The 22,391-nt window shown below is 41.2% G+C and carries 21 protein-coding genes, 3 tRNA genes and 1 riboswitch; of the genes, 6 read left to right on the plus strand and 18 right to left on the minus strand.

Features of this window, described 5'->3' with window-relative positions:
• Positions 1–2: 2 nt before the first annotated feature.
• From QMA08_RS12610 to orn, 4 genes are all read right to left on the minus strand, one after another.
• A tRNA-Gly gene (locus QMA08_RS12610) sits at positions 3–75 on the minus strand.
• A 43-nt stretch (positions 76–118) separates the two neighbouring features.
• Positions 119–194, minus strand: a tRNA-Gly gene (locus QMA08_RS12615).
• Between the two features lie 43 nt (positions 195–237).
• Positions 238–313, minus strand: a tRNA-Gly gene (locus QMA08_RS12620).
• Positions 314–495: 182 nt separating this feature from the next.
• Positions 496–1,041, minus strand: a complete 546-nt coding sequence (gene orn, locus QMA08_RS12625; protein ID WP_290174626.1) for an oligoribonuclease — start codon at positions 1,039–1,041, stop codon at positions 496–498.
• Between the two features lie 121 nt (positions 1,042–1,162).
• Between orn and rsgA the strand changes: the two genes are divergently transcribed.
• Positions 1,163–2,221, plus strand: coding sequence for a small ribosomal subunit biogenesis GTPase RsgA (gene rsgA, locus QMA08_RS12630; RefSeq protein ID WP_004336055.1), 1,059 nt, complete (start codon positions 1,163–1,165; stop codon positions 2,219–2,221).
• A gap of 15 nt (positions 2,222–2,236) precedes the next feature.
• Entirely contained in the window at positions 2,237–3,103 is an 867-nt protein-coding gene (gene asd, locus QMA08_RS12635) for an archaetidylserine decarboxylase (RefSeq protein WP_182736730.1), read from the plus strand.
• Between the two features lie 559 nt (positions 3,104–3,662).
• Here asd and QMA08_RS12640 read toward each other — a convergent pair.
• From QMA08_RS12640 to QMA08_RS12675, 8 genes are all read right to left on the minus strand, one after another.
• On the minus strand, positions 3,663–4,412 hold the full coding sequence (locus tag QMA08_RS12640) for a HesA/MoeB/ThiF family protein (RefSeq protein WP_290174627.1): 750 nt from the start codon (positions 4,410–4,412) through the stop codon (positions 3,663–3,665).
• A 50-nt stretch (positions 4,413–4,462) separates the two neighbouring features.
• Positions 4,463–5,998 (minus strand): thiamine phosphate synthase, encoded by a 1,536-nt coding sequence (gene thiE / locus QMA08_RS12645; protein ID WP_290174628.1) that lies wholly within the window; start codon positions 5,996–5,998, stop codon positions 4,463–4,465.
• 10 nt (positions 5,999–6,008) lie between these two features.
• On the minus strand, positions 6,009–6,800 hold the full coding sequence (locus tag QMA08_RS12650) for a thiazole synthase (RefSeq protein ID WP_024592345.1): 792 nt from the start codon (positions 6,798–6,800) through the stop codon (positions 6,009–6,011).
• Between the two features lie 5 nt (positions 6,801–6,805).
• The gene (thiS, locus tag QMA08_RS12655; protein WP_024606375.1) at positions 6,806–7,000 is read right to left on the minus strand and encodes a sulfur carrier protein ThiS; all 195 of its coding nucleotides are present in this window, start codon (positions 6,998–7,000) and stop codon (positions 6,806–6,808) included.
• Between the two features lie 7 nt (positions 7,001–7,007).
• A complete protein-coding gene (locus QMA08_RS12660; protein WP_290174629.1) occupies positions 7,008–8,021 on the minus strand; it encodes an FAD-dependent oxidoreductase in 1,014 nt (337 codons plus the stop codon).
• Positions 8,022–8,134: 113 nt separating this feature from the next.
• Positions 8,135–10,087 (minus strand): phosphomethylpyrimidine synthase ThiC, encoded by a 1,953-nt coding sequence (gene thiC, locus QMA08_RS12665; protein WP_290174630.1) that lies wholly within the window; start codon positions 10,085–10,087, stop codon positions 8,135–8,137.
• A 142-nt stretch (positions 10,088–10,229) separates the two neighbouring features.
• A riboswitch (TPP riboswitch) is annotated at positions 10,230–10,344 on the minus strand.
• Between the two features lie 107 nt (positions 10,345–10,451).
• Entirely contained in the window at positions 10,452–10,850 is a 399-nt protein-coding gene (locus QMA08_RS12670) for an META domain-containing protein (protein WP_010555269.1), read from the minus strand.
• Positions 10,851–10,976: 126 nt separating this feature from the next.
• Positions 10,977–11,375, minus strand: coding sequence for an acyl-CoA thioesterase (locus QMA08_RS12675; RefSeq protein WP_182681684.1), 399 nt, complete (start codon positions 11,373–11,375; stop codon positions 10,977–10,979).
• Between the two features lie 84 nt (positions 11,376–11,459).
• Here QMA08_RS12675 and QMA08_RS12680 point away from each other — a divergent pair, with 84 nt between their 5' ends.
• Complete coding sequence (locus QMA08_RS12680; protein ID WP_290174631.1) at positions 11,460–13,577, plus strand: TonB-dependent receptor; 2,118 nt, start codon at positions 11,460–11,462, stop codon at positions 13,575–13,577.
• Between the two features lie 290 nt (positions 13,578–13,867).
• Here QMA08_RS12680 and epmA read toward each other — a convergent pair whose 3' ends face one another.
• Complete coding sequence (gene epmA / locus QMA08_RS12685; RefSeq protein WP_290174632.1) at positions 13,868–14,842, minus strand: elongation factor P--(R)-beta-lysine ligase; 975 nt, start codon at positions 14,840–14,842, stop codon at positions 13,868–13,870.
• Positions 14,843–14,898: 56 nt separating this feature from the next.
• Positions 14,899–15,465, minus strand: a complete 567-nt coding sequence (gene efp / locus QMA08_RS12690; protein WP_024596699.1) for an elongation factor P — start codon at positions 15,463–15,465, stop codon at positions 14,899–14,901.
• A 41-nt stretch (positions 15,466–15,506) separates the two neighbouring features.
• Between efp and epmB the strand changes: the two genes are divergently transcribed.
• On the plus strand, positions 15,507–16,520 hold the full coding sequence (gene epmB, locus QMA08_RS12695) for an EF-P beta-lysylation protein EpmB (RefSeq protein ID WP_278382805.1): 1,014 nt from the start codon (positions 15,507–15,509) through the stop codon (positions 16,518–16,520).
• An 8-nt stretch (positions 16,521–16,528) separates the two neighbouring features.
• Here epmB and QMA08_RS12700 read toward each other — a convergent pair whose 3' ends face one another.
• The gene (locus tag QMA08_RS12700; protein ID WP_002960797.1) at positions 16,529–16,738 is read right to left on the minus strand and encodes a hypothetical protein; all 210 of its coding nucleotides are present in this window, start codon (positions 16,736–16,738) and stop codon (positions 16,529–16,531) included.
• A 71-nt stretch (positions 16,739–16,809) separates the two neighbouring features.
• Between QMA08_RS12700 and QMA08_RS12705 the strand changes: the two genes are divergently transcribed.
• Positions 16,810–17,100, plus strand: a complete 291-nt coding sequence (locus QMA08_RS12705) for a hypothetical protein (RefSeq protein WP_002960798.1) — start codon at positions 16,810–16,812, stop codon at positions 17,098–17,100.
• Positions 17,101–17,148: 48 nt separating this feature from the next.
• Here the strand turns inward: QMA08_RS12705 and QMA08_RS12710 are convergent, their stop codons facing one another.
• Positions 17,149–17,640, minus strand: coding sequence for a DUF3016 domain-containing protein (locus QMA08_RS12710; protein WP_290174633.1), 492 nt, complete (start codon positions 17,638–17,640; stop codon positions 17,149–17,151).
• A 276-nt stretch (positions 17,641–17,916) separates the two neighbouring features.
• On the opposite strand from QMA08_RS12710, the gene galE reads away from it, so the two are divergent.
• Positions 17,917–18,933 carry a UDP-glucose 4-epimerase GalE gene (gene galE, locus QMA08_RS12715; protein ID WP_290174635.1) on the plus strand — a complete coding sequence of 339 codons (1,017 nt, stop codon included), beginning with the start codon at positions 17,917–17,919 and terminating at the stop codon, positions 18,931–18,933.
• A 443-nt stretch (positions 18,934–19,376) separates the two neighbouring features.
• Here the strand turns inward: galE and QMA08_RS12720 are convergent, their stop codons facing one another.
• Together QMA08_RS12720 and QMA08_RS12725 are read right to left on the minus strand one after the other, a co-directional pair.
• Positions 19,377–20,057, minus strand: coding sequence for a Fe2+-dependent dioxygenase (locus QMA08_RS12720; RefSeq protein ID WP_002960803.1), 681 nt, complete (start codon positions 20,055–20,057; stop codon positions 19,377–19,379).
• A gap of 89 nt (positions 20,058–20,146) precedes the next feature.
• Entirely contained in the window at positions 20,147–22,327 is a 2,181-nt protein-coding gene (locus QMA08_RS12725) for a TonB-dependent siderophore receptor (protein ID WP_138488523.1), read from the minus strand.
• Positions 22,328–22,391 lie beyond the last annotated feature (64 nt).

Raw genomic sequence — 22,391 nt, forward strand, 5'->3', positions numbered from 1 at the left:
GGAGCGGTACACGAGGCTCGAACTCGTGACCTCGACCTTGGCAAGGTCGCGCTCTACCAACTGAGCTAGTACCGCATTACATTTTCATTCAACACTACAATTTCTTTTGGTTAGAAATTGGAGCGGTACACGAGGCTCGAACTCGTGACCTCGACCTTGGCAAGGTCGCGCTCTACCAACTGAGCTAGTACCGCATTTTTTATTTCTTCAACACTACAATTTCTTTTGGTTAGAAATTGGAGCGGTACACGAGGCTCGAACTCGTGACCTCGACCTTGGCAAGGTCGCGCTCTACCAACTGAGCTAGTACCGCATTTTCACTTCTTCAGTTATTTTACGCTTAAGCGCGACAGGTCGCGTTCAACATTCTAGAAACTGAGCTAGCACCACATTTATTGATGGTAATTCAATCACTCAAACACACTAACCCCGCGTGGGTTATCGTCTTGAGCGGGGCAGGATTCTACAATAATCCGATGTGTTTGCAAGTGTTTTTTACAAATTAAAGAAATTTTCTCTATAGACTTTTAATTCCATAATCGAATCTTTAATGTCATCCAAAGCAAGGTGCGAACCTTTTTTGTTCACTTTTGCAAGCACTTCAGGTTTCCAACGACGTGCTAATTCTTTAATAGTACTCACGTCAAGATTGCGGTAATGAAAAAAATCTTCAAGTTCACGCATGTATTTATTCATAAAGCGGCGGTCTTGCCCAATTGAATTACCACACATTGGTGATACACCTGCAGGCACCCACTGTTTTAAAAAATCTAACGTTTGTTCCACGGCATACTCTTCATCGAATGTACTTGCTTTACAGCGCGCTGTTAAACCCGACTTACCATGCTGCGTAGTACACCACTCGTCCATACCATTTAGTAATTCATCACTTTGATGAATAGCTATGGTTGGCCCTTCAGCTAATATATTCAGGTCTGCGTCAGTGACAACCGTCGCAATTTCGAGTATTTTATCGGTCTCTGGTTCGAGTCCTGTCATTTCAAGATCGAGCCAAATTAAATTTGATTTATTAATAGTCATAATTACCTAAGCGGTGCTTTCCTTTAGATCCAACGCATTTCGATATATCATATTAGCATCAACCGTCGAGCTAAAGCTTTTTTTAGGAAAAGCGACATTTAACTAAGGTTATAGGCCTCCAGTGGCAAAACAGAAAAAATTAAGTAAAGGCCAATCGCGTCAGATCAAGGCCAACCACCAAAAGCGCATTAATAGCGCAGACTCAAGACCAGCAAAAAAAGGCGCGCAAGAGTGGCAAACCGATAACTTAGGTCAGGTCGAGAGCGCAATTGTGATCAGTCGTTTTGGTCAACACGCCGATGTCGAAACTGAAAATGGCGATGTACTTCGTTGTAATATACGACGTACCGTGTCAAATTTAGTGTGTGGTGATGAGGTATTGTTTCGCCGTGCCAAAGTGAGTGAAGGTGATTTAGCCGGAGTAATTGAAGCCACGCAAGAGCGTCGCTCGCAACTTACCCGTCCTGACTTTTACGACGGCGTAAAAGTTATTGCAGCTAACATTGATCAAATACTTATGGTATCGGCGGTATTACCTGAGTTTACCCCAAGTATTATCGACCGCTATTTAATAGCCTGTGAAGATATGGGTATTGAGCCGATTTTAGTACTCAATAAAATAGATTTAATTGATGACGCAGGTCTTAGCGAAATACAAAAAGTTCTCGATATCTATCGTAAACTTGATTACCAAGTACTCCTTGTTAGTAATATATCGGGTAATGGTATTGATGAATTAAAAGAAGTACTTGTTGGTAAAAATAACATTTTTGTTGGTCAAAGTGGTGTGGGTAAATCAACCCTCGTTAATACTGTATTACCTAACGCTGAAATATTAACTAAAGAAGTATCTGAAAACAGCGGCCTAGGCCAGCACACAACAACTGTTTCACGCCTTCACCATTTACCAAGTGGCGGTAACCTAATCGACTCGCCAGGAATTCGCGAATTTGGTTTATGGCATTTAGATGTTGAGCGTGTAACCTGGTGCTTTAAAGAGTTTAGAGAATTTATAGGCGGATGCCGCTTTAGAGACTGTAAACATTTAAACGATCCGGGCTGTATAGTTAAAGAAGCTGTAGCAGATGGCAAAATTTCTCAATTGCGCTTTGACAGCTACCACCGAATTTTAGAAACAATGGCCGATGGCCGTGCAGGCGCCCGTGCGCCTCGCGTATAATTTAGGATAAATACTGTGAGTTTAGACAAATTTAAAATCGCAATGCAGTACGCAATGCCAAAACACTTTATTTCACGCGTAGTGGGTAAATTAGCCGCAGCTAAAGCAGGTGCTTTAACAACGACTTTAATTAAACTATTTATTAAGCAATATAAAGTAGATATGAGCGAAGCCCAATACCCAGATCCGGCTCATTATAAAAGCTTTAATGAATTTTTTACTCGCCCTTTAAAAGACGGCATGCGCCCAATGGTAGAAGATAGCAATATAATCATTCATCCAGTGGATGGCGCAATCAGCCAGCTAGGCGATATTGTTGACGGACAGCTAATACAAGCTAAAGGTCACGATTACAGCTTACAAGCGCTACTAGGCGGCTCACAAGATGATACAACACCATTTTTAGGCGGTAAGTTTGCCACTATTTATTTAGCGCCTAAAGATTACCACCGTATTCACATGCCAATTGATGGCACACTAAGCAAAATGATTTACGTGCCAGGTGATTTATTTTCAGTAAACCCACTTACAGCGCAAAACGTGCCTAACTTGTTTGCACGTAACGAACGAGTAGTAGCAATTTTTGAAACTGAGATTGGTCCGCTTGCTATGGTACTTGTTGGCGCAACAATTGTAGCCAGCATAGAAACTATTTGGGCAGGTACTGTCACGCCACCAGCAGGTAGCGATGTATTTAGTTGGAAATACCCAACCACTGGCGATAACGCTATCACGCTTAAAAAGGGTGAAGAAATGGGTCGCTTTAAATTAGGCTCTACTGTGGTACTAGCATGGGGTGCTGATAAAGCTGAAATATTGGAAGATCAACTACCTGAAGTGGTTACTCGCTTAGGTACTGCGTTTGCAAAAATTAACGACTAAAATCAATCGTTAATTTGAAATTAAAAAACCGCGTTTATTTAAACGCGGTTTTTTATTTTTGTAGGCGTAAAGCCTGCTCACGCGAAAAGCGCAGCGCCCTCTTAGCCTCTTTGTGAATAAATTACTTAAAATCTTATTGCACAAAGAGAAGCAAAAGAGGAGTAAATGAGAAGACATAAAACATAGTAATTATTTATTTTTACTTCTCTAAAGCGAAGCGCCCTCTTAACCTCTTTGTGAATAAATCACTTAAGATCTTATTGCACAAATAGGAGTAAATGAGAAGACACCAAAGCATAGAAATTACGAGCTTTGCTCGTCACGCCAGCAAGCTGTGCGTCAACAAGCTTGGTGCAAAAGTTTGATATGTTGTAGGGCTTTATCTACAGCGCAGTATTAAATACTAGACGTAAAGGCAAGCTCACTGACTTCGATGTGATAAATGATAGCTAATCATTTATCAATGAGAGATACAAGACGTAGAGCTTTCTCACGCGAAAAGCGCAGCTTTTAATTCTTTAACGCTACATTTAATAAAAGGCACAACTCCCTCAAGAACCTATTTACCACACTCTTTACACTCTGAATCTTTAATCACTTTGAAATGCTGCTGCTTTAAAGTAAGCGCATCAAAGGTTATAAACACACACCCCTCTGCATGCCCCAGCAATAAATTGAGCGTAAGTTGCGCCTGCATAGAGCCTATTACACCAAGTAGCGGGCTAATTACTCCTGCGTTACTGCAATTTATAACCTGTGTAGCTTCGCTTTGTGGAAAAACACAGCCATAACATGGGCTATCACTTTGCCTAAAATCAAAGCCCATTAATTGCCCTTTGGTTGCGAGTGCAGCACCCGAAATTAACGGTGTTTTATTGCTAATACAATAACGGTTTACACTATAGCGAGTACTAAAGTTATCAGAGCAATCAAGTACGATGTCAGCACCTTTGAGCATGTTAGCTGCATTACTCTCATCTAGCTTTTGACAATGCGTTACTATGTTTATTTGATTATTAAGACTCGCTAATACTTTACCCGCTGCAGCGACCTTGCTTTGTCCTAAGTGATTTATTTTATAAAGCACTTGGCGTTGTAAGTTTGAAAGCTCCACCTCATCATCGTCAATTAAAATAAGCGTTCCAATACCTGCAGCGGCTAAATATAAAAGCGCTGGGCTACCTAGACCACCAGCCCCCACTACTGCAACCGTTGAGGATTTAAGTACTAATTGCCCTTCAAGCCCAACTTCTTCAAGCAATAAATGGCGGCTGTAACGCAGGGTTTCTTTATCGCTTAGCTCACTCACGTTTATCAACCTTGTTAGTTTTACCCTTGATAGTATTACCCTTGTTAGTTTTAATTGGCACTGCTTATGGCCACTTGCAGAGCGCTTATAGCCTCTACGTAATTATCAGCTTCGGTAATCGCACGCACTACGGCAACACTGCCCACGCCTGTTTTAGCTACCTGCTCAGCACGGCTTAAATCAATCCCGCCTATTGCTACTGTTGGGTAGCTTTGCATAAGTGGTACAAACTTAATCAGCTTTTCAAGGCCTTGTATTTGGCCTGTCATATCTTTTGTTGTGGTTGGGTAAATAGCACCAAATGCCATATAACTAGGGCGATAATTATGCGCACGCAGCATTTCATAAAAACCATGAGTAGAAAGCCCAAGCCTTAACCCAGCATCTTTAATTGCCGCTAAATTGGCAATCTCTAAATCCTCTTGCCCTAAATGCACGCCATATGCACCGTGCTTAATAGCTAACTGCCAGTAGTCGTTTATAAATACCTGTGCGTTGTATTTCTTGCTCAGCTCAACAGCTTGCTTAATGAGCCCATCAAGCTCATCTTGCGTTTTATTTTTAACGCGTAACTGCGCTGTTTTAATGCCTTGTTGTAAGCATTTTTCTAACCAATCTGTGCTATCTACAACCGCATATAAGCCAAGCGACTTACTTTCACAAGGTGCAAAATCAGCAGCCATATTAAAATCAAGCGGCACATCAAAATCTAATTCATCACCCAGCCAGCTCCCTGGCTCAATTACTTGTGGGTAGTCAGCTAAATTAGTGGGGAACGATGTATGAGCAACCGGTCCAATCCCTTCGCCATAGCGTACCGACTGTTTTAGCCCTTGGTTTATATATGCTTTAGCTAAAATAAAGGCATCTTTTAATGGGTAGTCTTTAGCTAAACACGCAGCAATGACCGAAGCCATGCTACATCCGGTGCCGTGGTTATGCGGTGTTTGTATTTTTTGATTACCTAACCAATATTCTTCGCCATTTTGTGTATTACTATCAATACAATAATCAATGCAGTAGCCACTTGGGTAATCCCAATGTCCGCCTTTAATAACAACAGCTTTTGCCCCCCAGCTTAATAGCTTATTAGCCGCTTCTTTTATTGCAGCTGGGCCAATTAAATACACACCAGTTAATAACTGTGTTTCGTGGGTGTTTGGGGTTATTACATCCACTAGCGGCAGTAAACATTCTTTTATTGCACTTACCGTGTCTTCTTCTGTTAGTAAGTCACCGCTTGAGGCAATAGCAACAGGGTCATATACAATAACGGGAGGCACAGACCACTTAGCTTTATAGTGGCTTATATGCTCGCTGATCAACTGAATTTGCTGCACATTGGCTAACATGCCAATTTTTATAACTTTAGCTTTCATGTCTTTTTCAAGCGCAAGTAACTGCGATTCAATAATATCGGTAGACACTGCATTAATAGCCTCTACGCCTAAACTATTTTGTGCAGTAAGCGCCGTAATTGCCGTGCAGCCATGTACACCAAAACTTTGCATTGCTTTTATATCTGCTTGAATACCTGCACCGCCGCCCGAATCAGATCCGGCAATTGTCCACACTACGTTATTCATATTCTTTCCTTCACTGCTGATGCCAAAATGGCATACCCATTGTTGGGGTTGATGGGGCTGCAACGTCTTTTTCAGGCATTGCTTTTGCTTGATATGCAAAGCGCCCTGCTTCAACTGCGGCTTTAAATGCGCGGCTCATAGTAATTGGGCAGCCCGCCCCTGCAATGGCTGAATTTAATAATACCGCATCATACCCCATTTCGAGTGCTTGGCAGGCATGCGATGGCAAACCTAAACCTGCATCTACTATTAATGTGGTATCGGGTAAACGCTCTCGAATAGTTTTTAAATTATAGCTATTTAACAAGCCTTTACCGGTGCCTATTGGCGCCCCCCACGGCATAAGCACCTCACACCCTAGCTCATTTAAGCGCTGGCAAAGTACTAAGTCATCGGTGCAATAAGGCAGTACTTTAAAGCCATCATTAATTAATATTTTTGTCGCTTCAAGTAGCGCAAAAGGGTCAGGCTGTAAATTGTAATCATCGCCAATCAGCTCTAGCTTTATCCAATCGGTGGCAAATACCTCTCGGCACATTTTTGCAAGCGTTATGGCCTCTTTAACACTGTGGCACCCTGCGGTATTAGGCAGTATTTTTAAACCGGTGTTTTTTATTAACTGCCAAAAGTCATCACCTGCCGCTGCACTTTGTTGGCGCCTAAGCGACACGGTTACTATTTCAGCCCCAGAGGCGACTATTGATTGGGTCATAATATCGGGCGACGGATAAAGCGCAGAGCCTATTAACAAACGACTCTTAATTTGCTCTCCATAAATAGTTAAACAGTCTTTAGTTTGCATGAGCTTTATCCGCCTTGAATGGGGGACAGTAACTCAACACTGTCGCCTTCATTAAGTACATAGTTACTGTGCTGACTTTGTGGAATAAATTCGCTATTAACAGCAACAGCAAAAGGCGCGGCTGCACCAAAACTTTGAAGTACCTCAACGAGCGCTTTGCTATTAACATTAAGTAGCTCGCCATTAATTGTAATGTTCATTTTATTCTCACTCTATTCGTGAAACTGCTTGCGCCACTAATGCCGGCGCCAACATATAACCATGTCGATATAAGCCGTTAATGCTAATTACATTACCAACTTGTGATACTTCTGGGCGGTTATCGCTAAATGCGGGGCGTAATCCAGTTTGAATATTAAGTAGTCGTGCTTCGGCAAACCCGCTATGTACGGTATAAGCGGCTGAAAGTAATTCAAGGGTTGAGCGCACTGTTGCCGCGCCGCTGTCTTGCGATTCGATTTCGGTCGCACCAATTACATATTCATTATTGGGTTTAGGCGCTATATAAATTGGATAACGCGGGTGCATTAAACGCACTGGTCGCGTTAAACTTACCTCTGGTGCGTATAACCTTGCTACTTCGCCGCGCACACCTCTAAGCGGTTTATCAACTTGAGTATTTTTAGCACCAAGCCCACGGCAATCAATAATGTAATCGAATGGTCGATTATTTATTTTGTTGTCGCTAATAGTTACGCGCTGATTAAATACAAACTTTACTTTGCGTTTGTTGAGCTGTGCAAAGCTGGCTTTATAAAATGCTTGGTTATCTATTTGCCCCTCGCAGGGTAAAAATAAACCTTGATTAAAGCGCCCTGCTGCAAGTTCAGGTTCAAGCATTGTAATTTGCTGAGCATTTATATGCTCGGCAGTATGATCAGCTAGCGGTTTTATACGCTGTGCAAAGCTTTGTAAATCGCCTTTGTCCTGTTGGTGCGCAATGACCAAAGTGCCTTGCTGCTGAAAAAAAACCTCACTTTCAAGTTCTGCAATAATGCTGGGCCAGCGCTTCATTGAATCAAGACCCATTAAAGCTAAATCAGCCTCGCACAAAACCGACTCAGCAAGCGGGGCAAGCATTGCTGCTGCCACTTTACCTGCGCTATTTTGTGTATGCTCATCGTCTGCTTCAAAAACAGTGACATAGTGCTGTTTACTTAATTCAAGCGCAGCTAAGCGCCCAGCTAAACCAAAACCCACCACCGCAATGTTATAAGACATGAAAACCTCCAAAAGCAGTTATTAGTAGGTGCGAATTCACTCGCACTTCTTCAACTTTTAAGAAAGCGAGGTATAACACCTCACCTACGTCTGCATCTCTTGCAATAATTGTTTTATACCGCTTTGTGGTAAATCTCTGAGCCTGTTTGCTTAAACTCAGCTGATTTAGCTTTCATCTCGGCTTCTACATCAACCATTTTGATTTCAATAGCCTCGCCAGCATCATTTGGATCAATACCGCGTGTTTCTAAATCTTTAGCGTAATCGCGTACTTCTTGGCTAATTTTCATAGAGCAAAATTTAGGACCACACATAGAGCAAAAGTGAGCTACTTTGCCTGATTCTTGCGGCAAGGTTTCATCGTGATATTCACGAGCACGGTCAGGGTCTAAACCAATATTAAATTGGTCATGCCATCTAAACTCAAAGCGTGCTTTTGATAAGGCGTTATCGCGCTCTTGCGCGCCTGGGTGCCCTTTTGCTAAATCAGCGGCATGCGCTGCAATTTTGTAGGTAATTAAGCCTTCTTTAACATCTTCTTTATTTGGCAGACCTAAATGCTCTTTAGGTGTTACATAACACAGCATTGCACAGCCGTACCATGCTATTTGAGCCGCCCCAATACCAGAGGTGATATGATCGTACCCTGGTGCAATATCGGTCGTTAACGGGCCTAAAGTGTAAAATGGCGCTTCGTCGCAATGCTTTAATTGCTCATCCATATTGGCTTTAATCATGTGCATTGGCACATGACCAGGGCCTTCAATAAATACCTGTACATCGTGCTTCCACGCAATTTTAGTCAGTTCACCTAATGTGCGTAGCTCACTAAACTGCGCCTCATCGTTAGCATCAGCAATAGAGCCTGGGCGAAGTCCATCACCCAATGAAAAACACACATCGTATTGTTTTAAAATTTCGCAAATGTCTTCAAAGTGCGTGTATAAAAAATTTTCTTTATGATGCGCCAAACACCACTTAGCCATAATTGAGCCACCGCGCGATACAATACCGGTCACGCGTTTAGCCGTCATTGGTACGTAACGAAGTAATACACCCGCGTGAATAGTAAAGTAATCAACGCCCTGCTCGGCTTGCTCTATAAGCGTATCGCGGAAAATTTCCCACGTTAAATCCTCAGCCACACCGTTTACTTTTTCAAGCGCTTGATAAATCGGTACTGTGCCAATAGGGACAGGCGAGTTACGTACAACCCATTCGCGCGTTTCGTGAATGTAACGCCCCGTTGATAAGTCCATCACGGTGTCTGCACCCCAGCGGGTAGACCACACCATTTTTTCTACTTCTTCTTCAATAGATGAGCTGACCGATGAGTTACCAATGTTGGCGTTAACTTTTACTAAAAAGTTACGACCTACAATCATAGGCTCTGTTTCTGGATGGTTTATATTATTTGGTAAAATAGCGCGACCACGGGCTATTTCGTCGCGTACAAATTCTGGGGTAATAAATTCAGGAATACTCGCACCAAACGACTCGCCTTTATGCTGAGCGGCTAGTAATTCTTTACGAATTTCTGCACGTCCCATATTTTCGCGAACGGCTACGTATTCCATTTCAGGAGTTATAATCCCTTGGCGTGCGTAGTGCATTTGCGTTACGTTTTTACCCGCGATACCACGGCGAATTTTTGGAAGGTGATCAAACCGAATATGATCCAGTCCTTCATCTGCCATGCGCTGCTGCGAAAACTGTGACGTCACTGACTCTAAAACCTCGGTGTCACCACGGTTTTCAATCCATTGCTCACGAAATTTTGGTAAGCCTTTGCGTACATCAAGTTCAAAATTAGGATCTGTATAAGGACCCGACGTATCGTAAACACGTAGCGGATCATTTGACTCATAAACAGGGTATTCATCTGTGCCGCCAATAAACGTATCACTTAATGTGATTTCACGCATACCAACGCGCACGCCAGGCTGGATACCTTCAACGTATACTTTATGAGAATTTGGGAACGGTTGACCCGTTAAGTTATAAATATATTCAGACGCGGCAGCACGAGTTTCTCGGCGTGACGCTTTATTTGTAGTATTTGACATGACTTGCCTCATTGCTTAAGGGTTGTCTTGTCAGATATTCCGAGGAATAGAGAAAGATCGTAAAGTAGCGTACATGCTACTTTGCAGCCTAAAAAAACAAAATCACTTTATTGTGCGCATAAAAAAAGACGCACAAGCGTCCTGATTTAGGCAGCTTGTTCCCTACGCAGGTATTAACCTGATCAGGTTCACGGATCCCGCTTTCGCGATCTCAGCCACAAACTAATTACTTAGCTTTGGCACTCCGACAAGTATTGATATATAAATTCTGTTCATTGATTTGAAGGTATTACCCAACAAATCTGCACTGAGTGTACGTCAGTTAAAAACTGCCCGCAAGGGGCTGTTTTTCAAAAACTTAAAATTATTTAGGGATAAACACAAATGTTTGCTCGCCTTGCATGACTAATTGCTGGTCTTGCATTTTAAGCTCGGCACCTTGCTTTAAGGCTTGCAATAGCTGCTGCTCAAACTCATCAAGGTCTTCGCCGCACGACTTGCGCGTCATTCCTAATTTACTTACGGTAAGGTTACTTTCTTCAAGCGAGCCCTCACCAAAAAATTTGTTACAGCCAGCAAAACCGTTTACTTGCAGTGCCTCAATAAAGCTCATTGATGCATTAAACGAAGGTGGAATTGCTAAACCATCAACACGTGATAATTGCCATTGGGTGTATTTAAGCTGCTCACTGGTAACCGTCCCTGTTGATGCGCAACCAACACATAAACCGACTATAAGCATCGGTATTGCTGCTAATTTCATGCTACTACTAACTAATTGTCTAATTAATATAATTGTAACAATATTTATGCCCTTTATCCGTTAAAAATGCATGTTTTAAATGTAAATTTTTGTTCTATGATAGTTTAAAAGTTATACAATTAAGCACTAAGTTGTAGTTTTGAATACGTTATCTATTTGCTCTGGTAAAAACGGCCTACCTTTTTCATTAACGGACGTTCCTATAACCAGTGCATTGAGCATTACTTTTTCATCGTTTTTACGTATAACCGTTTGCTTAAACGCAAATTTTAAACGACTAATACGCTGCGGCTCTACAGCCACATAAAATTCATCCCCAGGTAATAGTGAATGTTTATAGTCCATTTCGCTGCGCATCACGACTAGGTTAATTTTATCTTTCGCTAATTGAGCAAAATCAATACCGTGTGCGTACAAAAATTCATGGCGAGCATGCTCTAAATAATTAAAATAAACACTGTTATTTACGATACCTTGTAAGTCACATTCGTAATCACGTACTTTGAAGTCAACTTTAAAGGTCATATTAGTAATCCTGATTATTTAACGTATAATTGCCGCGTTTATAGCACATGTGTTTAAATAATTGCTACCATACGAGTCCCTAAAATGGAGTTAAGTAACCCAATGAACTTACGTTTGTCTTTAATTACTGCCGCACTTTTACCGCTGCTTGGTGCACCAATTGCAGCTAACGCTGATGATAGCGACCTAGAAAGAATTGTTGTAACCGGCGATTTTCAGCGCGAAAGCATTCAAACTTTAAGCGCGAGTGCGAGCTTATTCAGCGAAGATGAAATTAATCAACGTGGTGCAAGTTACTTAGACGAAATGTTAGGCAGTGCCGCCAATGTAAATTTTGCATCTGGTGCGTCGCGTGGTCGTTACATCCAAATTCGTGGCGTGGGACTTCGCTCACAATTTGTAGACCCTATTAATCCATCTGTAGGCTTAGTAATTGATGGCATTAACTATTCTGGTCTTGGTGGCAGCTCATTATTATTTGATATAGACCAAGTAGAAATTTATCGTGGCCCACAAGGTACACGCTTTGGCGCAGACGGCATGGCGGGTATGATCCAAATGGGTTCAGCTAAAGCCACGAGCGATCCAAGTTTAAAATTACAAGTAGGTGCTGGCACATACAACACACGTGAAGCAGGCATTGCAGCAAGCACAGGCTTAACAGATGACACTAGCGCACGCGTTAGCTACTTTCGCAGAAAGTCAGACGGTTACGTAGATAACTTGTACTTAAATGACGAAACACAAAATCAAGACGAACAAGTAGCCCGCTTTAAAATAAACAGTCAGCTTACAAAGCATTTAAATACTGAGTTAAACCTTCACTATATTGATATAAACAACGGTTACGATGCATTTACGCTTGATAACAGCCGCAATAGTGTTGCCGATGAGCCAGGGCAAGATAATCAACAAAGCTACGCAATCGGTGTTAATAATACTTACACGGGTTTTGACGCTTTTGATGTAAATCTAAACCTCTCGGCTATCGATACCGAATTACTTTACAGCTTTGACGAAGACTGGGTATGTAACGATACAAGTGAGCCAAAGTTATGTGCTGCAGGCTTACATCCAGATGGATACAGCTCAACCGATCTTTACAGCCGCGATCGCGACGATCAGTCTGTAGATTTACAGTTTAATTCTAAAACAGGTAACTGGGTTGCGGGTATTTATTACCAAAACCGTGACGTTGACTTAGAGCGCCAATACACATGGCTAGCAAGCCCATTTTCTTCAACTTACGAAACGAGTAACGTTGCTGTATATGGTCAAGTAGCAACTCCAATTGGCCCTAAAACAACATTAATTACAGGTTTACGTGTAGAGCAATACCAAGGCGACTACACCGATAGTAATGGCTTTATACAAGATACTGACGACGTAATGGTTGGCGGTAAAATAGCACTTGAATATCAAGTAATTGATCGTACGATGATCTATACCAGTATCACGCGTGGCTACAAAGCTGGCGGTATTAACTCAGAAGCACTAGCTAAAGCGAAAGATGAAGGCTTAAACCTAAGCGCTGATTTTTTCCAGCAACACACCAGTTTTGACCCTGAATATTTATGGAGTGGTGAGTTTGGTGTTAAAGGCTCATCACTTGATGACAAATTTACACTTCGCTTAGCTGCATTTTACATGCACCGCGACGATATTCAGTTAAAAGCATGGCAAGTAGAAGGCCAGCAATTTACCGGTTATGTTGATAACGCAAGTTCTGGTAGCAACTACGGACTTGAAGTTGAAGGTAGTTACCAACTAACTGATAATCTATTTTTAACAGGTAGTGCTGGTTACTTAAACACTGAAATTGACGACTTTGTAACACAATCAGGCTTAAATCAAGACGGTCGCGAACAAGCACAGTCACCTAAATACCAGTATGCGTTTACTGCACGTTACAACTTTACTAACGCATTTTACGGCATGGTTGGTATTGAAGGTAAGGACGATTACTACTTCTCAGATAGTCACAATTCACAAGCACCAAGCAGCAACTTAGTTAACTTAAGCTTTGGCTACGAAGCAGACATGTGGGCAGTTCGCGCATGGGCTCGTAACGTGTTTGACGAAACAGTCCCTACACGTGGTTTTGAATTTGGTAATGACCCACAAGATGGTTACGCAACGCATACCTATACACAATTAGGTGAGCCTCGCGTAGCAGGTGTTACGTTCACACTTAATCTGTAAAGCATAGCCGTTGGCTTTCAAATGAAAGCTACAGCAAGCAATAAAAAACACCGCGTTTAATTTAAACGCGGTGTTTTTTATTTGTAGGTGAGGTTTTATACCTCGCTTTTTATAAAGTTAAATTACACGAGCGCGAAGTAAATTCGCACCTACAAGTTTGCCGTAGGTTGTTGGGGTTGATGTTTATTGTAGGTGAGGTTTTATACCTCGCTTATTTATAAAGTTAATTTACATGAGCGCGAAATAAATTCGCACCTACAGGTTTTCCACCTACGCCTACAAGCCAAGCATCACGCTCTTTGCATATCAAACGCGATTACGTCTTTAATTTTTTCTTTATTTGTTGCGAGCATTACAAGCCTATCTATACCCAAAGCCACCCCTGCGCACTGAGGTAATCCATGCTCCAGCGCTTTAATTAAACGCGTATCCATTGGCACTTGCTTTAAACCGTTTTCAGCGCGGTATGCGTTATCTTCATTAAAACGTTTAGCTTGCTCGCTGGCATTTGTGAGTTCGTTAAAGCCATTCGCCAATTCCATATTTTTGTAATAAAGCTCAAAGCGCCCTGCTACGCGTGTATCGTGTTCACAAATTTGTGCAAGTGCCGCTTGAGAAGCTGGAAAGTGATACACAAAACATGGCTTATTTTGTCCTATTGTGGGCTCCACTTTCATACAAAATAATAATTGCAGTAAGGTATCTTTATGCGTTTCATTTTGGGCTATATCAGCAAATCCATGCTCACACGCTAGTTGCTTTAATTGCTCTATGTTCGCTGTTAGCGGATCGAGCCCAAGTGCTTGTTCAAACGCTTGCTGATAAGTAAGCCTTGTTGCCGGCTCAACATCTAAAACAAGCCGCATTAGTTCATCCATTTCATCCATAAGTGCAAACTCATCAAAGCCTGGGCGATACCATTCCAGCATAGTAAATTCAGGATTATGATGGCTACCCGCTTCTTCATTTCTAAATGCCTTACAAAGCTGAAAAATAGCGCCTGAGCCTGCTGCTAACAAGCGTTTCATAGCAAACTCTGGAGATGTTTGTAAAAAAAGAGGAAGCCCACCTGCGTGCCCTGGACCTACAAATGTGGTGTTAAAACTGGCTAAGTGCACATCGGTTACACTGGCAGCACTTAAGCTCGGCGTTTCTACTTCCATTACATTACGCGTATAAAAAAACTCACGAATGCTACGTAATATCGCTGCACGTTGTTTTAGCGTTTCAATGCTTGCGCTTGGGGCCCAAAGATCTGCTGACATATTTTCTCCAAAAAAAATCCCAGCTTAAGCTGGGATTTTATAAACAATGTTAAAGCTTACTTAACACGGCTTACGTATTCACCGTTACGAGTGTCTACTTTAATTACTTCGCCAATTTGTACAAATAATGGAACTCGTACTACAGCGCCTGTGCTAAGCGTTGCTGGTTTACCACCAGTACCCGCTGTGTCACCCTTAAGGCCAGGATCTGTTTCAGTGATCTCAAGCTCAACAAAGTTAGGTGGTGTAACAGCAATAGGGCTGCCGTTCCATAATGTGATTGTACATAAATCATTTTCAACTAACCATTTAACTGCATCGCCTAGTGCTTTTTCGTCAGCAGCAATTTGCTCAAATGTTTCGTTGTTCATGAAATGCCAAAATTCGCCGTCTGTGTATAGATACGCTAAATCTGTATCCATTACATCAGCACCTTCAACTGATTCACCCGATTTAAAGGTTTTTTCAAGCACCTTACCAGAGATAAGTTTACGGATACGAACACGGTTGAACGCCTGGCCTTTACCAGGTTTTACCATTTCATTTTCTAAGATACTGCAAGGCTCGCCGTCCATCATAATTTTTAGGCCGCCCTTGAACTCGTTGGTGCTATAATTCGCCATCGTTTCCTCTATTTATATTTTTTCGAGTAATCTACATGCCAATGATACAAAGAAATGAAGCAAATTTGCATAAAAACTGGCAAAAAGAATTAGCAAATGTAGTTACCTGCCCAAAAACCTTGCTTGAAATGGTCGGTTTATCGAGCCAAGTCCATGAAAACGACCTAAAAGCCCGTAGTTTATTTCCGGTACGCGTGCCTATCCCTTTTATAAAAAAAATACGCAAAGGCGATCCAAACGATCCTCTTTTGCTACAAGTTATGCCACGCCATCAAGAATTTTTAACTAAGTCGGGTTTTAATAAAGATCCCCTACTTGAGCAAGATAACGAACAACCCGGCCTTTTACATAAGTATAAATCACGTGTTTTAGTAATGTTTAAAACCGGCTGTGCAGTCAATTGTCGTTACTGCTTTAGAAGGCATTTTCCGTATCAAGAAAACCAACTCAATAAAAAAAGTCTGCTAGAAACACTGAGCTATATAAAATCAGATAGCAATATAAACGAAGTGATTTTAAGTGGTGGCGATCCACTGATGGCCAAAGACGATGCAATAAGTTGGTTTTTAGATGAGCTTGAGCAATTACCACAAATAAAACGAATGCGAATTCATAGCCGCTTGCCAGTAGTTATACCCACGCGGGTTACCGATGAGTTATGTGAGAGATTAGCAAAATCGCCATTAAAAATTATTTTTATTAATCATATAAACCACGCCAACGAAATAGACGCTGACTTTAAAGCAGCCATGCAAAAGCTTAAACAAGCAAACGTAACGCTTTTAAACCAAGCTGTAATTTTAAAAGATGTGAACGATACGCTCGATGCGCAAATAAATTTAAGCGAAGCGTTATTTGACGCAGACGTATTACCGTATTATTTGTATTTGCTCGATAAAGTTGAAGGGGCCAGCCACTTTGATATTAACGAAGAAGACGCTATAAAAATAATGGCAGAGCTATTAAAAGCCCTGCCTGGATTTTTAGTGCCTAAGTTAGTGAGAGAAATAGGTGGTCAAAAAAGCAAAACACCTATCGATCTTAAGCTAATTTAAAACAGCATTTAAACGTATATATTTACGTTGTTACCCAATGATGCAGTTACCGATTTAGCCGGTGTTTGCGCACTTGACGATTGTGCAGCACCTTCAATAAGTGCAAGAGCCGCCGCGCCATCTGCTAGTTGCTGCTTTTTAGATAAAGCAGCGCTATAAAGCTCACTGCCTTGGCCTGAGCCAGAAACAGCGGGTAAACTTGTGCCTGATATATTCATATAACAAACCTGACTTTTAAATGTAATCCAAGTATTATGTCGGCCATGCAGTACAAAGCTTTAGGAAAACCATGGATTCAATTATTGAACAACTCAATACTAATTTAAAAATTGTTTATCGTCAGGCGCTTGATGCCGACAAAAAACTCGATGAACTACAACAGCAAGGCCATGGCAAATTTAAAGCCTTATTTGCACAAGATGCTGGTTTTAGCTTTGAAGCTAAACGTTTTAAGCCGTACGTTCTTGACGTAGCCGCTGACGTTGAAAGCTTATCTAACGATGGTTTTGATGAAGAAAAACTTAAAACAACCGTTATTAAGTTACAACAAATACTCACGCTGTTAGCTACTTTTAAGTAAAGATTAAAAAGCAAAAATGCCGCTATTTAGCGGCATTTTTATTTTAAGTTAATCTAAACTTGGTAATATTTGCTCACCAAACCACTGCGTTAATAAGCGTTTTTCGTAATAAAGTGATTCGTCGCGGCCCATTTTAATTTTATCCATAAAGCCCATATCTTTGAGCTCCACATCAGTATCTTTACTAAGCACTGTACCGTCGTTATCGGTTAACGAATAATTAAGCTTAATGCGTGGAAAGTATATTGGTTTTACTACACGAATTTCCTCCATACCACCATAACGCACATCTCCCGCTAAATCTAAATCAGTAAACTCTACGTTTAACTTATAACCTTTTGGTAGTTGCTCAGCTAATTTAGACATATGTTTTTCAAAACTTGCCGCAATACTTTTGTGATACGAGCCCTTAGCTTGGTTAGACGCTCGCACATCACGATAATCATTAAAGTCATTCCATTTAACAACAGACTCACCAGCATGGGCAAGCGCAGGTAATGCGATACACATTGTTGTTGCTATTTTTTTAACTAAATTCATATCTTTCTCCAAAGAGGTAACCAATCACAAAAGTGTGGATTGGAGTAAACCTAGCATTAGCTATTACTAAAGCTATTTTAGCACTTGTTTATTAACTATAACTTAATCTTACGAATCAAGTGTTACTTGTTTTGCACAAAATGTAATCAAACGTATTTAATGTGCTGATATCAAAAAAATACGATTAAAATCATATAAATTACAGATAAAACATGTAAATCACCTCTATTTATGGTGAAATTAACTTAATTGATAAAAGGTACCCACGGAGCTTTCATGACTATTTTAGTAACCGGTGGCGCAGGCTATGTTGGCTCGCACACTGTTTTAGAACTTTTACAGCAAGGTAACGATGTTGTTGTTATTGATAATTTAAGTAACTCATCACAAGAATCACTTGCGCGCGTAAAAAATATAACAGGTAAAGAAGCCACTTTTTACCAAGGCGATATTCTCGATAAACCCTTTTTAGATTCTGTATTTGCAAAACATACGGTTGATAGTGTTATACATTTTGCGGGTTTAAAATCAGTAGGCGAGTCGGTTGCAAAGCCAGTTGAGTACTATCAAAACAACGTTCAAGGTACGCTTACACTTGTTGATGCGATGCGCGATGCGGGTGTATTTAAATTGGTATTTAGCTCGTCAGCCACGGTTTACGGCGACCCTGCAAGCTTACCAATCAAAGAAGACTTTCCTGTAGGCGGTACTACTAACCCTTACGGCACATCTAAGTTAATGGTTGAAATGATGCTACAAGATATCGCTAAATCAGATGAGCGCTTTGCGTTTGCTATTTTGCGTTACTTTAACCCAGTGGGTGCACATGAGTCGGGCTTAATTGGTGAAGATCCTAATGGTATTCCAAACAACCTTTTACCTTTTATCGCACAAGTAGCGGTAGGTAAATTAAAGCAACTCGCTGTATTTGGTGATGACTACGACACAGTTGATGGCACTGGTGTGCGCGACTATATACATGTTGTAGATTTAGCGATTGGCCACTTAAAAGCGCTTGATAAAATTGCCAGCAGCACGGGGGCATTAGTTTATAACCTAGGTACTGGTAATGGTTACTCTGTACTACAAATGGTTAATGCATTTATTAAAGCAAGCGATCAGGATGTACCCTATCAGGTTTCACCTCGCCGCCCTGGTGATATTGCAGCGTGTTATGCAGCGCCAGAAAAAGCACTTAATGAACTTGGCTGGGAAGCAGTGCGCGGTATTGATGAAATGATGCAAGATACCTGGCGCTGGCAGTCAAATAACCCTAACGGTTATAAGGGTTAAGTAAAAAGCGCAAGTGAGAAAACATAGAAATTACGAGCTTCGCTCGTCACGCCAGCAAGCTGTGCGTCTACAGGTAATTTAACCATAGCGTTAAGTTTTGGCTGTAGGCGTAGCGCTTGCTCAAGCGAAAAGCGCAGCTTTTAAAATTGATTGTTACTTACTTTTTACTTCTCTAAAGCGCAGCGCCCTCTTAACCTCTTTGTGAATAAATCACTTAAAATCTTATTGCACAAAGAGAAGTAAAAGAGGAATAAATGAGAAGAGACCAAAACATAGAAATTACGAGCTTCGCTCGTCACGCCAGCAAGCTGCGCGTCTACAGGTAATTAAACCATAGCGTTAAGTTTTGGCTGTAGGCGTAGCGCTTGCTCTCGCGAAAAGCGCAGCTTTTAATTACTTATATTTAAATACTTATATCCAGTATTTAATAACGAGTATATTCGTTATGTCTGTGCCCACTGTCTTAGTAAGTTATGGTACACACCTGTTAATTGAATAATCTCTGGGCTATCTTCTACTTTGCTGCGCAAACTTTGAATCGACATATCTAAATCAAATAATAAACCACGTTTTTCGTCGCTGTTTACCATGCTTTGCAGCCAAAAAAATGAGGCTAATCTGCGCCCACTCGTTACAGGCATTACACGATGTAAACTCGTTGAAGGGTATAACACCATACTGCCTGCGGGCAGCTTTACACTGTGTGAGCCATAAGTGTCTTCAATAACAAGTTCTCCGCCCTCATAGTCTTCGGGGTCATTAATAAATAACGTCATTGATACATCTGTACGAATTTTTACTGGTGTACCCGGCACTTGTCTAATTGCATTATCTACATGTACACCAAACGATTGCCCGCCTTGATAGCAATTAAATAACGGAGGAAAAATTTTTGCAGGAAGCGCTGCCGACATAAACAAATTACTACGCGCAAGTGCTGCCATAATAATATCGCCAAGCTCTTGGCATTCAGGGCTATTTTCAGGTAGCTGTAAGTTATTTTTTGCTTTGGTTGATTGATGACCTGCGGTAATACTGCCATCGGCCCACTGCGCTTTAAGCAAAACCTCATGGCAATACGCCACTTCTTCTTTCGTTAATAGCTCTGGAATTTTAACTATCATGTGCGCCCTCTCACATTTTCATCAAATAATTAAGGGCAGGTAATAGGCCTGCCCTTATGCTTACTTTTATTTTTTAATTTGTTTTAAAATTAAAAAGAGTAGCTCGCTGTTAAACTAAACTTGCGACCATCACCTGGTACAAAGTGTCCACCACCTAACTGATCAACGTAATCTTTATCACCTAGGTTTTCACCATTAAGCTGCAGGCTCAAATCTTTTGATATGTCATACGCAACCATCAGGTCAAAAATAGTATAACCTGGCGCACGAGAGCGTGTTGACGTAGTGCCGTTGTAACGCTCACCTACATACTGCGCACCTAAACCAAACGATAACTTATCTGACATATCGTACGTAGTCCAAACACTTGCGCTATTTTTAGGCGTACGAGCAAGCTCGTTACCAATTTGAGTTGCGTCGTCGCCTAATGCTTCAGTTACTTCGCTATCTTGGTAAGTGTATGAAGCAATTACAGTCCACTCTTTAGTAATTAGGCCCGTTGCTGAAAGCTCTAAACCTTGAACGCGCTGTTCACCACCGAGTATTTCGTCACTTGAGCTATCTGCAAATGGGTCATCAGTACGAGCATTGGTTTTTTCAGTACGGAAAAGTGCAGCATTAGTTTGCAGGCGACCATCCATTAGGCTCCATTTAGTTCCTAATTCATAACTGCGACTTTCTTCTGCGTCTAAATCAGCTGCATTTGAACGCGTAGATACCGTTAGGCTTTCCGCTGATGGATTGAATGAATTACCTGCGCCTAAATATACACTGCCGTTTTCTGTAGGTTTATAAACTACAGCTGCATTCCAGCTAAATAAATCGTCACTTGTAGAAATTAAAGCGCTTGGATCATTGTAATCGTTGTGATAATCCGTAGTGAAGCTATCAAAGCGAATTCCACCTGTAACTTCCCATTGCTTGTTAAGCGTCACTGTATCAAATGCATAAATAGCTTGGTTTTTAGCTTTAGCTTCAATGCTTGTACCATCACGGCCGTACACACCCGTAAATGCAATTGTTGCATCAGGGTTGTATAAGTCATTACGTATTCCATCTTCAATTAGGTTATCAGGCGTAGTGGCAACAAAGTTATGGCGTGTAAACGTTTCATTTGCAAGTTCAACACCCACTACTACGTCGTGAGTAAAGCCAGCAAATTCATAGTTACCAATTAAATCAACTTGAAGTGCAGCAAGTGAATTTTCTGTATCACGTGTTTTTTCATCCGCAAAGGTAATGTCAGTGTCTGTTGTAACCGAGAAATAACGCGGTGCAGTTGTTACTGACTCACGCTTAACTTTACCTAAACGACCTTGCACACGTAACGTAGTATTTTGAGAAAAATCATACTCATAACGAGCTGTTGTTGAGTAAGCTTCAATATCTTCGTAATCACGGTAAATATTACCGTAAAAGTTATCAAAGTCGACAGGAGAAGGTGAGCGTGCACTATCGGCAAGTTCAGCTACTGGCGTATCACTGTAAACCCAAGGAATACCATAATCTGGTAAATTGTCTTGGCGTTGATACTCTAGGTTTAAATCAAAACGGCTGTTTGTACCAAGCCCTGTTGCAAATGCAAACGCAACAGCATTTGTTTCGTTTTCAACATGGTCACGACCTGCAACATCACCTTTATCAGTCAGAAGATTAATACGTAGTGCGCTTGTATCGTTTACTTGAATGTTAGTATCAAAACGACCACGGTAATCGTTTTCTGTACCTAAACGTAGAGAAACGTCGTTAAAGTTGTCTAACTTCGCCTTTTTACTTTCTAAATTAACACTACCACCTGTTGCGCCACGACCAGAAACTGCAGAGCCTGGGCCTTTTGCAACTTCAACGGCTTCAATGTTGTAAATATCACGTGTGTAACCTGCAACATCGCGAATACCATCAACAAAAATATCATTTGTTGCACTAAAACCACGAATCGACATGCTATCGCCAGTAGGTGAGCCACCCTCACCTGCTGCTAAAGAAATACCTGAAACATTACGCAAAGCATCACGTAGGCTATCTACGTTTCTGTCTTTCATTACCGCTTGGTTGATTACTGTTACCGTTTTAGCTGTATCAAGTAGCGGTTGAGTGTATTTATGCGACGTTGATTTTTCTACAACATAACTAGACTCAGTTTTAGTTTCTGCTTTGGTTACCGATAGTTCTTGAACATCCTGTGCACTTGCCCAAGTTGAAAGCGTAGCTGTAACAACCGCTGCAATTGGCTTCACGTACGCATTTCCTTTATTCGATGGCTTACTCATGGTTACTCCGTAGTTTTTATTAAGCACTTAACTATTGTTAATTTAAGGTACATATTTAATTTCG

This window comes from Pseudoalteromonas sp. APC 3355 (assembly GCF_030407615.1).
GTDB classification, from domain to species: Bacteria; Pseudomonadota; Gammaproteobacteria; order Enterobacterales; family Alteromonadaceae; genus Pseudoalteromonas; species Pseudoalteromonas distincta.

What these genes read in the sequence shown, in the direction of transcription:
- QMA08_RS12720 (WP_002960803.1), bottom strand. Translation starts at nt 20,057, where the DNA reads ATGATAGTTAAAATTCCAGAGCTATTAACGAAAGAAGAAGTGGCGTAT.
- QMA08_RS12650 (WP_024592345.1), bottom strand. Translation starts at nt 6,800, where the DNA reads ATGCAAACTAAAGACTGTTTAACTATTTATGGAGAGCAAATTAAGAGT.
- QMA08_RS12705 (WP_002960798.1), top strand. Translation starts at nt 16,810, where the DNA reads ATGGATTCAATTATTGAACAACTCAATACTAATTTAAAAATTGTTTAT.
- QMA08_RS12670 (WP_010555269.1), bottom strand. Translation starts at nt 10,850, where the DNA reads ATGAAATTAGCAGCAATACCGATGCTTATAGTCGGTTTATGTGTTGGT.
- efp (WP_024596699.1), bottom strand. Translation starts at nt 15,465, where the DNA reads ATGGCGAATTATAGCACCAACGAGTTCAAGGGCGGCCTAAAAATTATG.
- QMA08_RS12725 (WP_138488523.1), bottom strand. Translation starts at nt 22,327, where the DNA reads ATGAGTAAGCCATCGAATAAAGGAAATGCGTACGTGAAGCCAATTGCA.
- epmA (WP_290174632.1), bottom strand. Translation starts at nt 14,842, where the DNA reads ATGTCAGCAGATCTTTGGGCCCCAAGCGCAAGCATTGAAACGCTAAAA.
- orn (WP_290174626.1), bottom strand. Translation starts at nt 1,041, where the DNA reads ATGACTATTAATAAATCAAATTTAATTTGGCTCGATCTTGAAATGACA.
- QMA08_RS12710 (WP_290174633.1), bottom strand. Translation starts at nt 17,640, where the DNA reads ATGAATTTAGTTAAAAAAATAGCAACAACAATGTGTATCGCATTACCT.
- QMA08_RS12680 (WP_290174631.1), top strand. Translation starts at nt 11,460, where the DNA reads ATGGAGTTAAGTAACCCAATGAACTTACGTTTGTCTTTAATTACTGCC.
- epmB (WP_278382805.1), top strand. Translation starts at nt 15,507, where the DNA reads ATGATACAAAGAAATGAAGCAAATTTGCATAAAAACTGGCAAAAAGAA.
- QMA08_RS12675 (WP_182681684.1), bottom strand. Translation starts at nt 11,375, where the DNA reads ATGACCTTTAAAGTTGACTTCAAAGTACGTGATTACGAATGTGACTTA.
- thiE (WP_290174628.1), bottom strand. Translation starts at nt 5,998, where the DNA reads ATGAATAACGTAGTGTGGACAATTGCCGGATCTGATTCGGGCGGCGGT.
- QMA08_RS12700 (WP_002960797.1), bottom strand. Translation starts at nt 16,738, where the DNA reads ATGAATATATCAGGCACAAGTTTACCCGCTGTTTCTGGCTCAGGCCAA.
- galE (WP_290174635.1), top strand. Translation starts at nt 17,917, where the DNA reads ATGACTATTTTAGTAACCGGTGGCGCAGGCTATGTTGGCTCGCACACT.
- thiC (WP_290174630.1), bottom strand. Translation starts at nt 10,087, where the DNA reads ATGTCAAATACTACAAATAAAGCGTCACGCCGAGAAACTCGTGCTGCC.
- thiS (WP_024606375.1), bottom strand. Translation starts at nt 7,000, where the DNA reads ATGAACATTACAATTAATGGCGAGCTACTTAATGTTAATAGCAAAGCG.
- QMA08_RS12660 (WP_290174629.1), bottom strand. Translation starts at nt 8,021, where the DNA reads ATGTCTTATAACATTGCGGTGGTGGGTTTTGGTTTAGCTGGGCGCTTA.